Source organism: Duganella sp. S19_KUP01_CR8 (assembly GCF_036688705.1).
Taxonomy (GTDB): Bacteria; Pseudomonadota; Gammaproteobacteria; order Burkholderiales; family Burkholderiaceae_D; genus Rugamonas.
On the sequence record NZ_JAQQPR010000011.1, the window covers coordinates 112,597 to 126,102 of the forward strand.

At 58.6% G+C, this 13,506-nt stretch carries 9 protein-coding genes and 1 tRNA gene; 4 read left to right on the forward strand and 6 right to left on the reverse strand.

Going from position 1 to position 13,506, the window contains the following annotated elements; genetic code table 11:
• Positions 1-7: 7 nt before the first annotated feature.
• From V6M89_RS13170 to V6M89_RS13185, 4 genes are all read right to left on the reverse strand, one after another.
• The gene (locus tag V6M89_RS13170) at positions 8-427 is read right to left on the reverse strand and encodes a hypothetical protein (RefSeq protein WP_332853588.1); all 420 of its coding nucleotides are present in this window, start codon (positions 425-427) and stop codon (positions 8-10) included.
• A gap of 116 nt (positions 428-543) precedes the next feature.
• Entirely contained in the window at positions 544-1,983 is a 1,440-nt protein-coding gene (locus V6M89_RS13175) for an HlyD family type I secretion periplasmic adaptor subunit (protein ID WP_332853589.1), read from the reverse strand.
• Positions 1,984-2,025: 42 nt separating this feature from the next.
• A complete protein-coding gene (locus V6M89_RS13180) occupies positions 2,026-4,212 on the reverse strand; it encodes a peptidase domain-containing ABC transporter (protein ID WP_332853590.1) in 2,187 nt (728 codons plus the stop codon).
• A gap of 743 nt (positions 4,213-4,955) precedes the next feature.
• Entirely contained in the window at positions 4,956-6,416 is a 1,461-nt protein-coding gene (locus V6M89_RS13185) for a TolC family protein (RefSeq protein ID WP_332853591.1), read from the reverse strand.
• Between the two features lie 92 nt (positions 6,417-6,508).
• On the opposite strand from V6M89_RS13185, the gene V6M89_RS13190 reads away from it, so the two are divergent.
• The 4 genes from V6M89_RS13190 to V6M89_RS13205 all read left to right on the forward strand — a co-directional run bounded on the left by V6M89_RS13190 (position 6,509) and on the right by V6M89_RS13205 (position 12,267).
• Positions 6,509-7,126 (forward strand): TetR/AcrR family transcriptional regulator, encoded by a 618-nt coding sequence (locus V6M89_RS13190; RefSeq protein WP_332853592.1) that lies wholly within the window; start codon positions 6,509-6,511, stop codon positions 7,124-7,126.
• 84 nt (positions 7,127-7,210) lie between these two features.
• Positions 7,211-8,320 (forward strand): efflux RND transporter periplasmic adaptor subunit, encoded by a 1,110-nt coding sequence (locus V6M89_RS13195; protein ID WP_332853593.1) that lies wholly within the window; start codon positions 7,211-7,213, stop codon positions 8,318-8,320.
• Complete coding sequence (locus tag V6M89_RS13200; protein ID WP_332853594.1) at positions 8,317-11,418, forward strand: efflux RND transporter permease subunit; 3,102 nt, start codon at positions 8,317-8,319, stop codon at positions 11,416-11,418. Before V6M89_RS13195 ends, V6M89_RS13200 begins: the two co-directional genes overlap by 4 nt.
• 42 nt (positions 11,419-11,460) lie before the next feature.
• The gene (locus V6M89_RS13205) at positions 11,461-12,267 is read left to right on the forward strand and encodes an oxidoreductase (RefSeq protein ID WP_332853595.1); all 807 of its coding nucleotides are present in this window, start codon (positions 11,461-11,463) and stop codon (positions 12,265-12,267) included.
• 355 nt (positions 12,268-12,622) lie between these two features.
• Here V6M89_RS13205 and V6M89_RS13210 read toward each other — a convergent pair.
• Positions 12,623-12,697: transfer RNA gene (locus V6M89_RS13210), tRNA-Val, on the reverse strand.
• Between the two features lie 71 nt (positions 12,698-12,768).
• Positions 12,769-13,485, reverse strand: coding sequence for a DNA polymerase III subunit epsilon (gene dnaQ / locus V6M89_RS13215; protein WP_332853596.1), 717 nt, complete (start codon positions 13,483-13,485; stop codon positions 12,769-12,771).
• Positions 13,486-13,506: the final 21 nt, after the last annotated feature.

Below are 13,506 nucleotides of genomic sequence, written 5' to 3' on the forward strand. Positions count from 1 at the left end.
CCCCCGATCAATAAAATTGGATGACTGGAAACTGCACGGCAACGCTGACAGCTTTTTTCCTTCTGCCAGCCCAATAAACTGTCAATGCCTCAGGAATGAGTCGTTTTATCTCATCAGCAGAGTTTTTTAAATTTTCAGGTAATGTTATTTTTGCAATATCAACGTTAATATGCTGCGTGCCGTCCACGCCCTTTTCAGTTGTGTAGCACTCAAATGCAATTGGCATGCTTTGCCAGAGGAAATTAAAGTAGTCCGGTGCGTCACCCTGACCTCGTGGATACTCACCTTCCCCCCCCAGGTCCGCCAACACGAAGTTGCGTTCGCGGTCAATCACCTGCCATCGCTGAAACGCGTAAATAGGTGGGCGTACCATTTGAATCAGTTCCGCCCCTCTGGTGTGGTCGATTTTTTCAAAGACGAACGCCATGTTTTTTCCTTTAATTTTTTATGAAAGTGTATTTACTTACTTCGAAAATCTAACATCGATGCGAATGAAGAACGCGTAAATCATCACTAACGCTCACAACGCGCCAGCCCCACGGGTCATTTCTCCCGACCGGCCTCCCGCATCGTCTTTTGCACGGGGGACAGCAAATATTCGAGTACGCTGCGTTTGCCCTGATTGATCTCAACCACGATCTGCATGCCAGCGGTCAAAGGCAGAGCAACGCCATTGGGTGCTTTCAACACCTGCGCATCGAGCTGAACCCTTGCCTTATATGTGGTTGGTAACATGTCGTTGCTGCCGTCGGCACTCATTGCGCCTGCCGCACTGGCCGTCGGCAGCGTGGCCGACCTGTTGGCTTCGGTGGCGTCCATGCTGAGGTGGACGACCTTACCGGTCAACATACCGTATTGTTGAAAAGGATAAGCCGCCAGTTTGACCTGGGTACGCTGGCCAATGCGGACAAAACCGACATCCTCGTTCTTGACGTTGACGTCGGCATATAGCGCCTCCCCTTTCGGCACCAGCGTCAACACCACGGAACCCGGCTGGACAACGGCGCCGACGGTGGTCGTGGCCAGGTCCTTGATGACGCCGTCTTGTGGCGCCCGCAGCTCCATCAAGCCTTCACGATAGATGTTTTTTTCCAGGTTAGGCTGCAGCTGGGCGATCCGCGCGCGCAGGTCCGCCAGCTCCTTTTGCAGATCGCTTTTATATGCGCTTTGCAGCTGGCTGATTTTCTTGTGCTGGGCCGCGAGGGCGGCGCCGAGCGACGCCACCACCGATTTTTGGGAATCGAAGTCGCGCGCCTTCTCGATGGCCTCGCGCTGCTTGTCGGCTGCTGCCAGATTACCCATGAAACCTTCCTTTTCCAACTTGGCATAGGCGTTCGCCACCTTGTCATACGTAGGCAATGTCTGCTCGAGCTTGCGCAAGACATCCGCCGCGCTCTGGCGCTCGTGTTCCATCTTGTTGAGCGAAGCACGCTCCTGGTCCAGGCCATCCTGGTAGGACCTGATATGGGCGAGGTACTGGCTTTTCACCTGCTGGTAAAGCTGCGGATTGTCGCCTGCGACCGGCGCCATGGTCCGCTCCTGCAATTCCGCTTCAACGCGGCGAACCTGCATGTGCTGGGTCGCCAGGTCACTGGAGACGCCAGCCTTCTCCGCGCTGGCCAAGGTGGTGTCCAGCCGCGCCAGCAATTGACCGGCCACGACCGATTCGCCCTCCTTCACCAGCAGCGCCTTGACGACGCCTGCCTCGGCAGGCTGCACGACCTTGAGCAGGGTCTGTGGCACCAGCTTGCCCTCCGCGCTCGCAATGATGTCAAGCCGCCCCAGCGCTGCCCACGCGATCAGCAGTAGCACCAGCACCGAAACCGACCACAACACAATGCGCCCGATCTCGCTCGGCGCGTCGGTTTGGATCAGGCGCAGAGGGTCGTGCCAGCGCGCCGGCGGGTGCAGCATGACAACGTTGTCGCGAGGTGGTGGTGAAGACGGCGTGATGTCAGCAGCATTCTGTTCAGGCGATGGCATAGGTGTTTGCATAAGCGTCTTTCAGATTCATCGATAACGGCGTTAGCCTGCGGCGGCTTCGCCGCCCCCCTGCGCCGCTGCCGGCACGGCCGATGCCAACTGCTGCGCGCCTTGCGCGCCGAGGCGGAATACCGCGTCAACCTTCAGCCCTTTGGGCAATCCGTGTGTGATGAACAACATCGTCACCTTGCCTCTGAGTCCGTTGATGGTGCGGGCGAACTGCTCCGCAGTCGGACCATCGAGTGCGCTGGTCGCCTCGTCGAACACCAATATATTCGGCCGCTTGAGCAGCGCGCGGGCGATGGCAATGCGCTGCTTCTGGCCACCAGACAAGCCAGCTCCGCGCTCCCCGATTTCGGTCTGGTAACCTTGCGGAAGCGCCTCAATGACGCTATGAATCTCGGCCATGCGACAGGCAGCGACGATCTGCTCAAAGCTGGCTGCCGGACTGGCCATTTGCAGGTTGTCGTAGATCGTGCCGGAGAATAGTGTTGTTTCCTGCGGCACTACACCGAAGTAGCTGCGCAGTTCATTCGCGGACAAATAGCGAATATCCACGCCGTCAATCGTGATGCGGCCAGCGCTAGGCTGGTAAAAGCCCTGCAGCAGCTTGGCCAATGTGCTCTTGCCGCAACCGGACGGCCCCATGATGGCGATCGCCTGCCCCGGCTTAACCGATAGCGACAGGTTCTCGTAGACCGCCGGCAAATGTTCGGCGTACTTGAACGCCACCTGCTCGATCGCGATCTCTCCTCTCCGCTGCGTGGCCCTTGCCGGCACCGCGGAATACGGTTCTATCGGTGCGTTCATCAAGTCGCCCAATCGTGCCATGGACAAGCTTGCCTGCTGAAACTGCTGCCACAGCCCAACCAGGCGCAGCATGGGTTGTGACAATTTTCCAGAAAACATCTGGAAGGCGACCAGCATGCCTATCGTGAATTCGGTGCTGTGCATCACGGTATACGCGCCGATCCCCAACACCAGCAAACTCATCAATTGCTCCATCAGGTTGGCCACTGTGTTATAGGTGTTCGCCAACTGCTTCGTCGCAAATCCCGCAGCGAGGTAAGTGGCCAGGTAGCCGCTGTACTTGCTGTTTAATTGAGGTTCCAGTTGCAGCGACTTGACGGTCTCCAGCCCGACGATGTATTCGGTCAGAAATGCCTGATTGCGCGCGCCCAGTTGAAATTGCTGCTGCAAACGGGTCTGGAACATGGGAGCGATAATCAAACTCATCGTGATGATCCCCGCCAGGATGGCCAGCACGACCAGGGTGAGCGTAACGCTGTAGTAGAACATGATGGCGGCGAAGATGACCAGGAATGGCAAGTCCAACACCAGCGTTACCGCCGCGCTGGAAATAAACTCGCGTATCGTCTCGATGCCATGCAGGCGAGCGGCGATCACGCCGGTCGGGCGGTGCTGAAAATATAAGGGCGGCAACTTGAACAGGTGCTCGAACACCGACGCGCCCAAGACTGCATCAACACGGTTACCTGTGTGAAGCACCAAATACTGGCGCAGCCAGGAAAGACCTGCGGAAAACAGCATAAAGACGCCCATGCCGATCGCGATGACGATCAAGGTACTTTGCGTGTGATGTACCACGACCTTGTCGATAATCGTCTGCGTGAATAACGGCGTTGCCAGCGCGATTAACTGGATCACCAGCGAGGCCAACAAAATCTCCTGCCACAGGCGCTTGTACTTCAGCAATTCTGGAACGAACCAAGCGAAGCCGAATGTACGGGGTTGCTGTGCGCGCATGCCTAAGTCCGGGTCGTTAACGGCTTCCGCCTTAGGTCTGACCCGGGTGATCATACCTTGGTAAATGTGTTCAAAATGCTCGAGCGGCATGGTTTGCGGCTTAGGCTGCTCTGCACTGACGAACAGGACTTGGTCACCAGTTGCCTGCAGTACCAGCATCGGGACCAAGTCCCCAATCGTGTCGCCACCTTGATTGGTAGCCCCCCCGACATCATCAGCGCCGCACTCAACCAAACCCCAAGCCACCAGCGGAAAGGATTCCTTGTGTAAATTTTTTCCCCGCGCTTTGCGCAGAGCCGTGTCGAAACCGTACCCTTCGCCGGTTAGATTGAACGAGCGCAAAGTGTACGGCGCGGCGGTTTGCTGCTTTGCCAGCGCCAGCGAGAATGGGGTTCTGTGTACTGCGCAGAGCGTTTGCAATGCCCAAAAAAAACCGTGTTGTTGTACTGGAAGATGTTCCATATTCTGCCGAGGTATTTTATCGGGTAAGCATCATGCTGCTCGAGTCGCCATCTTCCGGAAACGATACAAATACCACCTGCGGAATTGCCTTGCGGCAAGTGTAGCAAGTGTTTCGCATAGAAAATCTATCGAAAACCCACTTTTAGTGAAATTGGGCAATATTTTTTGATTTTCCGTACCACTCGCACCAACAAAAAAAGGCCCGCATCCAATGGATGCAGGCCTTTGATTTTCTTGCTGAGTTCTGGTGGGAAGTGCAAGTTTCGAACTTGCGACCCCTGCAGTGTGAAAGCTCAGATACGAGACAGTAGGAGCGGCCCAAGGACGGGCTTCATTGGGAGAGCCTGCGATTGACGACTCCCGAGAAATCCCGAGAGACTCCGTACTGACTCCGTACTCGCCCTCCAAATTTTCTTTGACACGGCGTTGATACGCTGGATTTCCCACAATGCCATCGAAACGGTGTAACTGCCAGAACTCACGCGCGAACAAGTCTAAGCTTTCGGGCAACACCTCAGTGCAAAACCCGCACGGACAAATTACTCAGGCGGTACCCGGCCACGTGCGAAAAGTGATCTGCTGACGGCCGCACAAATGAATGGCACCTCCGTGGATCAGCTTTGCCTAAATTATGGCTCAGGAATGTCTACAATAGTCGTGGCGATTCATTCCCTAGCTGGCAGTAACATGTAAAGCGAATTGGGCGGAGATTAAACAACGCTATCCCCGCCGGCTTCCGGTATTCAGCGCAGCGCCACCGCGTCGGTTTGCGAAGATTGCCAACCACCGCCAAGCGCCTTGAAAGCAGCAACCGCCGCACGTGCGGACTCAGTTTGCGCTTGCGCCCGCATGTCCGAGGCCCGCAGCAAGTTCTCGTCGGCCTGGAGGACTTCGATCAAGCTAACCACGCCTTTCTGATAAGCGGCGAACGATGCCTTCCTTGCAAAGCCCAGGGAGTCCACGCCTTGCCCCAGCATGGCGGCCTGCCCTTCACGCTTGACCAGATCCGACAGCGCGTTTTCCACGTCCGAGGTAGCCCGCAGCGCCGCCAGCCGGTAAGCGGACAGCGCCTCCGCCTCCTGCCCCTTGGCCTGATCAATTTGCGCATTGATGCGGCCGAAGTCAAACAGCCGCCAGCGCAGCCCCAGCACGCCGGAGCCTTGGCTGGCGCCGCCGGTGAACAGATTGCCGCCAGAGACCGATGTCGCGCCACCTATCATCCCGCCGAAGGACAGCTTCGGGTAAAACTCGGAGATGGCCATGCCGATGCGCGCGTTCGAGGCGGCGAGGCGGCGTTCGGCAACGATCAGATCCGGCCGGCGGCGCAACAAATCTCCGGGTGTACCGGTGGCTGCGATCTGTGGCGCAGCCGGAATCGCGCGCGCAATCGCCAACTCCTCCCGATACGTTCCAGGTGCGGTGCCCAGCATCACATCCAGCGAATTCATGGCCGTTTCCAATCCAGCCTCCAGTACCGGCACCGCCGCCCTCACCTGAGCCAGCGCGCCTTCGACCTGCCGCACCTGCAGTTCCGCGACCAGCCCCTTGCCATACAGCAAATTGATCGTCGCCAGCAGTTCTTGTTGTGTCTTGACCTGATTGCGAGCTACGTCAAGGCGGGTTTGCAGGCCGCGAATGCCGATGTAGATGTCGGCAGTCTCCGCTGCGACCGCCAACCGCGTCGCCGCCGCCCCGGCAGCCGATGCCTGATACTCTGCAAGCGCGGCCTCGCGCCCGCGACGCAAGCCGCCAAATAGGTCGAGGTCCCAACCGATGCCGAGGTTGGCTTCGTACGCGTTTCCATAGCGCTCAAAATTTGGCTGGGCGTTAAGCACTTGTCCCAGCGGCGTTTCCACCGATTGGTAGGCGCGCGCCGCTTGCGCATTGACGGAGCCCGATGGCAGCAGCGCTGCATTGGCCGCTCCAAGTCCGGCGCGTGCCTGCGCGACCCGGGCGGACGCCTGCGCGAGATCCAGATTCTGTTCCAATGCAAGCGTGACGAAGCGCGTAAGTTGCGGATCGCCAAAGCCGGCCCACCACGTGGCGAATTCGGTACCGGCACTGGCGTGTCTTTGCTCGACGGCTGCTTGTCCAAGGTAGCGATCCGGCAAGCGCATGTCGGGACGGACGTAGTCAGGTCCGACCGCACAACCGGTGGCAATGCAAGCGACGGCGAACGAAATGAGTGTGCGTTTGAGTAGCATAGGATTTTTCGCATAGTGAAGAAGTCATGGTGACTATATCACGTATTGGTCACTTGTTGTGCAAATCAACGACTAGCATTAAGCTGTCGGACATGACTAAACCCACCACCAATCAGAGCGCCGCCCGCGGCCCTGTCGATCACGAAGTACGCGATCAAATCGTTTCCGCCGCTACCGCACACTTCCGCCTGTACGGCTATGAAAAGACCACCGTCTCCGACCTGGCTAAAGCCATCGGCTTTTCCAAGGCGTATATTTACAAGTTTTTCGAGTCCAAACAAGCCATCGGAGAACTCATCTGCGCAAACTGCCTGCGCGAAATCGAAACCGATATCAGGGCAGCCATTGACAGCGCAGACCGGGCTCCAGAGAAGCTACGCCGCATGTTCAAGGCGATTGTTGAATCCAGCATGCAATTATTCTCTGAAGATCGGAAGCTATATGACATCGCGGCGTCTGCCGCCACCGAGCATTGGGAAGCCGTGCGGGACTACGAATTGCGTATCCAACAAATGCTGCAGGAGGTGTTGCGCCTGGGCCGGGAAACCGACGATTTCGAGCGAAAGACGCCACTGGACGAGGCGGCGAATGCCATTTACCTGGTCATGCGCCCTTACCTCAATCCGCTGCTGTTGCAATACAGCTTTGACTCCACCGACGACGCGCCGGCTCAACTATCGAGCCTGGTGCTACGAAGCTTGTCAAGATGATCATGAAGAAACGACGGTGACTATTGACATATTTAGTCACTAGTCTCAAAATGAAATCCTGTTTTGTTCATTTACGGGATTTCTATGCTTCGCCGTCGCCTCATTTTCTCCGCTGTCATGTCCGTATTGCCGCTGATGCTGGTCGCCTGCGGCGAGAAAAAGCTATCTGACCCACGTACCGATGCCCCGTTGGTGCGCGCCGCAATCGTCAAGGAAGCGGCGCTTGCTGCACGGGCGTTCACCGGAACCGTCGCCGCCAGGGTGCAAAGTGATCTGGGCTTTCGGGTCGCCGGTAAAGTGCTGGAGCGCTTGGTGGATACTGGCCAAACCGTAAAGCGCGGCCAAGCACTGATGCGCATTGATCCGGTCGATCTAAAACTCACCGCTCTAGCCCAACAAGAAGCGGTCGCGGCTGCCCGCGCCCGCGCGCAGCAAACGGCGCAGGACGAAGCACGCTACCGCGACCTGCGTGGCACCGGCGCAATTTCGGCGTCTGCTTATGACCAAATCTCGGCCGCTGCCGATGCTGCGAAAGCCCAGCTGAAAGCAGCCGAAGCCCAAGCCGAAGTGGCGCGCAACGCCAGCCGCTATGCCGAACTGGTGGCGGACGCTGATGGCGTCGTCATGGAAACACTGGTCGAACCCGGCCAGGTCGTCGGCGCAGGACAGGCGGTCATACGTATCGCCCATGCAGGCCGCCGCGAGGCCATCATTCAACTCCCCGAAACGCTACGTCCTGCGATCGGCTCGACCGGGTTGGCCGCGCTTTTTGGCAAGGATGGCGCAGCTGCTCCGACCAAACTAAGGCAGCTTTCGGATACAGCAGACCGCCTCACACGTACTTTTGAGGCGCGCTATGTGCTGGAGGGCGAGTTGGCCAACGCGCCGCTCGGCGCCACGGTGACTATCCAAATCCGGGATGTGCAGTCCGCTCCGCAGAGCGCCTGGCCGGTACCACTAGGCGCGCTGTTTGACGCTGGCAAGGGGCCAGGTGTCTGGGTGATTCAGGGCCAACCGACCAAAGTCAACTGGCGTCCGGTTACAGTCCAGCGTTTGGGCGACGACACCGCGCTAATCACCGCTCAACTCAAGCAAGGTGAGCGGATCGTTGCACTTGGCGCGCACCTGCTGCGCGACGGCGCGCAAGTGCGTGTCGCCGGCCAAGCTGCAGCGGGCGCAGGAGCGCAACCATGAGCGCAAGTCGTTTCAACCTGTCAGCGCTTGCCGTACGCGAGCGCTCCGTCACATTGTTCCTGATTTTCCTGATCTCCGTAGCTGGGATCGTTTCGTTCTTTAAATTGGGACGTGCAGAAGATCCCGCTTTCACGGTCAAGGTAATGACCGTGGTCACCGCCTGGCCAGGCGCAACCGCGCAAGAGATGCAGGACCAGGTCGCCGAAAAGATCGAGAAGCGGCTGCAGGAGTTGCGCTGGTATGAGCGTAGCGAAACCTACACCCGGCCGGGATTGGCGTTCACAACCTTGACGCTGCTGGACAGCACACCGCCGGCAGAAGTGCAGGAACAGTTCTACCAGGCGCGCAAGAAAGCCGGCGATGAAGCCGGCAACCTGCCAACTGGCGTGATCGGCCCCATGGTCAACGACGAATATGCGGACGTTACTTTTGCGCTGTTCGCGCTGAAGGCCAAGGGCGAGCCGCAGCGCTTGCTGGTGCGGGATGCCGAGACGCTACGTCAACGCCTGCTGCATGTGCCGGGCGTTAAAAAGGTCAACATCGTTGGCGAACAATCCGAGCGCGTCTTTGTCGAGTTCTCGCATGAACGCCTGTCGACCTTGGGAGTCAGCCCGCAGGAAGTGTTCGCCGCGCTGAACAATCAGAATGTCCTGACGCCGGCCGGCTCGGTGGAAACCAAGGGGCCGCAAGTATTCATTCGCCTCGACGGCGCTTTCGATGAATTGCAGAAGATCCGCGATACACCCGTCGTTGCGCAAGGTCGTACCTTGAAACTGTCGGACATCGCCACGATCAAGCGCGGCTATGAAGACCCTGCAACCTTCATGCTGCGGAACGGCGGCGAGCCTGCCCTGCTGCTCGGCATCGTTATGCGTGACGGTTGGAACGGGCGCGACCTCGGCAAGGCACTCGATCAAGAGGTGGGCGCGATCAATGCCGAACTGCCACTCGGCATGGGACTGACCAAGGTCACCGATCAGGCCGTCAACATCAGTTCGGCGGTCGATGAATTCATGGTCAAGTTCTTCGTTGCGCTACTGGTGGTGATGGTGGTGTGTTTTGCCAGCATGGGCTGGCGCGTCGGCATCGTGGTTGCTGCAGCTGTGCCGTTGACCTTGGCGGTGGTCTTCATTGTAATGGCCGCCACTGGCAAGAACTTTGACCGCATCACGCTGGGCTCATTGATTCTGGGACTGGGCCTGCTGGTGGACGACGCCATCATCGCCATCGAAATGATGGTGGTGAAGATGGAAGAAGGCTACAGCCGTATCGGCGCGTCCGCCTACGCCTGGAGCCATACCGCTGCGCCTATGCTGTCGGGCACACTGGTCACGGCGGTTGGCTTCATGCCCAATGGCTTCGCGCGCTCCACTGCGGGGGAGTACACCAGCAATATGTTCTGGATCGTTGGCATCGCACTGATTGCCTCGTGGGTGGTCGCCGTGGTCTTCACCCCTTACCTCGGCGTCAAACTGCTGCCCGAACTCAAACAGGTCGAGGGCGGCCACGACGCGCTCTACAACACCCCGCGCTATAACCGCTTCCGTCAGATACTGAAGCGCGTCATCACCCGCAAATGGCCGGTTGCAGGTGCGGTGGTAGGACTGTTCATCCTGGCGATTCTGGGCATGGCCGTGGTCAAGAAACAATTCTTCCCGATCTCTGATCGTCCGGAAGTCCTGGTCGAGGTACAGATGCCATATGGTGCGTCGATTGTGCAAACCAGTGCGGCCGCAGCGAAGGTGGAAGCATGGCTGTCCAAACAGGCAGAAGCGAAGATCGTCACCGCCTACGTTGGCCAGGGGGCTCCGCGCTTCTACCTGGCCATGGGGCCTGAACTGCCTGACCCGTCGTTCGCAAAGATCGTGATCCGCACCGATAACCAGAATGAGCGCGACGCGTTGAAGCAGCGCTTGCGCATGGCGGTTTCCGCCGGCCTCGCACCGGAAGCGCGCGTGCGTGTCACCAAATTGGTGTTTGGCCCTTACTCGCCATACCCAGTTGCTTACCGGGTCACCGGACCAGATACGGACAAGCTACGCAGCATCGCGGCAGAGGTGCAACAAGTCATGGAAGCAAGTCCGATGATGCGTACTGTGAATAACGACTGGGGCACCCGCACGCCTACACTGCATTTCACACTGCAGCAGGATCGGTTGCAGGCCGTCGGCCTGACCTCCACCGCCGTCGCGCAGCAACTGCAATTCCTGCTGAGCGGTGTGCCGGTGACCACGGTACGTGAAGATATCCGTACGGTGCAAGTTGTGGCCCGGTCTGCCGGCGGCAACCGCCTCGACCCAGCCAAGATTGCCGACTTCACACTGACCGGCGCGGGAGGGCAACACATCCCGCTATCGCAGGTGGGCAAGGTCGATGTGCGCGCAGAGGAACCGATCATCCGTCGCCGCGACCGGATGCCGACCATGACCGTGCGAGGCGACATTGCCGATGGTTTGCAACCACCGGACGTATCCGCCGCCATCACCGGGCAGCTGCAGCCCATCATGGACAAGCTGCCAAGCGGCTACCGTATCGAGGAGGCTGGCTCGATCGAGGAGTCTGGCAAGGCGACGAAAGCGATGCTGCCACTGTTCCCGATCATGCTGGCGATTACCCTGCTGATCATCATATTCCAGGTGCGCTCGATTTCCGCGATGGTCATGGTGTTCCTGACCAGCCCGCTGGGATTGATCGGCGTGGTACCGACCTTGATCTTGTTCCAGCAGCCATTCGGCATCAATGCGCTGGTCGGGTTGATTGCGCTGTCGGGCATCCTGATGCGCAACACGCTGATCCTGATCGGACAGATACACCATAACGAACAGGCGGGCCTGGATCCATTCCAGGCTGTGGTCGAGGCCACCGTGCAGCGTTCTCGTCCCGTGATCCTGACCGCGTTGGCGGCAATCCTGGCCTTCATTCCGCTGACCCATTCGGTGTTCTGGGGCACGCTCGCCTATACGCTGATCGGTGGGACCTTCGCCGGGACAGTGCTGACTCTGGTGTTCCTGCCAGCCATGTATTCCATTTGGTTCAAGATCGGTCCGACCACGAAAGCAGAGCCGCATCGCAGCCTGCACGCCGTAACGGCGCACTGATTTGCTCTTCTTAAATATCCACACAAATCGAAAGGATTTTTCATGTCGAAATCTACTGTTGTCATTATTACCGGCGTGTCATCAGGCATCGGACGTGCCGCCGCAGAAAAATTCACAAAACAAGGATGCCAGGTGTTCGGTACCGTGCGTAGTATCGCCAACGCCAAGCCGCTGCCCGGCGTCACACTCATCGAGATGGATGTGCGCGACGACGCGGCGGTTCAACGTGGGATCAACATGGTCCTCGGTCAGGCCGGCCGCATCGATGTCCTGGTCAACAACGCGGGCATGAACCTGATCGGCGCGGTGGAGGAGACGACCACCAGCGAAGCCGCATCGCTGTTCGACACCAATGTATTGAGCATCTTGCGCACTACCCAGGCAGTGCTCCCGCACATGCGAGCACAGGGCCAGGGAAGAATTGTCAATGTCAGCTCGGTGCTCGGCTTTCTGCCGGCACCGTACATGGGACTGTATTCGGCCTCCAAGCATGCAGTGGAGGGATTGTCCGAGAGCCTGGATCATGAGGTGCGCCAGTTCGGGATCCGCGTCACACTGGTCGCGCCGTCCTTTACCAAGACCAATCTGGACGCCAACTCGCCTCAGGCCAATTCCAGAATCCCGGACTACGACCGCGAACGGGATCTGGCAGCGCGCACCGTCGCCAATACTGTCAGCGACGCACCTGCCCCATCCGGGGTGGCCAACACGATCGTCGAAGCTGCCCTGGGTGCCTGGCGCATGCGCCGCACGCCCGCTGGAGAGGCATCGCTGTTGAGTAAATTGCGCCGTTTCATGCCTGCCGGCCCGGTCGACTCTAGCCTGAGAAAGACATTTGGGCTGGCTTGAACCTTCACCATGAACTTCACTATCAATCGTTCCTGAGACTGCACCTTGAACCCAAGCCCCCCCATCTGCTTCGTCACACCCTACGATTCGCCGAACAAGTCTAAATAGGCAAAGGGACGGGCTGGCGGAGCCCGTGTCTTCCAGACCCTTTCGAACGCCGCCTGCAATTAATCCGACGCGTAAGCGCAGACGACTGTCGATTGGGAATACGACCGAACAATCTACTAGATAGCTCACATGCTGCCGAAGAATACAAACAGGAAAAATCATCCGCACTTTTCCGTACTCTTCATGCCAACAAGCAAAAAAGGCCCGCGTCAGATTGACGCAGGCCTTTGATTTTCTTGCTGAATTCTGGTGGGAAGTGCAAGTTTCGAACTTGCGACCCCTGCAGTGTGAATGCAGTGCTCTACCCCTGAGCTAACCTCCCGAAGCGGGGCGAATTATCGCATACAACCTGCCCGCAGGGGAAGGCCATGGGCGAAAATTCTATCGATCTTTTTACGCGGCGGCCGGCGGAGCGGTCGTCGCGGTCCAGATGCACTGCCCTTTGACGGCCTTGTCCAGCCCCGCCAAGGTGGCCGCATGCGCCGCCAGCTCGTCGTCCGAGGCCGGCAGGAAGATGATGTCGGCCAGCGGCACCGGCTCCAGCAACTCGGCGCCGGCCACCACTTCCTCTTCCGCGTCCATGCCCAGGCTGTTCTGCCCGCGCGTCATCGACAGGTAGACGTCGGCCAGCAGCTCGGCATCGAGCAACGCGCCGTGCAGCTTGCGGTGCGAGTTCGACACGCCGTAGCGGTCGCACAGCGCGTCGAGCGAGTTGCGCTTGCCCGGATGGAGCTCCTTGGCCTGCACCAGCGTGTCGATCACGCCGCCGATGTGGCTGGAAAAGTCCGGCAAGTTCAACAGCTTGAATTCGTGATTCAGGAAACCCAGGTCGAACGGCGCATTGTGAATGATGACTTCGGCGCCCTGGATGTAGGCGCGCAGATCTTCGACGATCTGGTGGAATTTCGGCTTATCACTCAGGAACTCCGTGGTCAGGCCGTGGACGTTCAGCGCGCCCTCTTCCGACTCGCGTTCCGGGTTGATGTAGACGTGGAAGTTATTCCCCGTCAGCATGCGGTTATTCAGCTCGACGCAACCGATCTCGATGACGCGGTTGCCCAGTTTGGGGTTGATACCGGTGGTTTCGGTATCGAGTACGATTTGGCGCATAGTGTTCTGTGGTGGCTACAT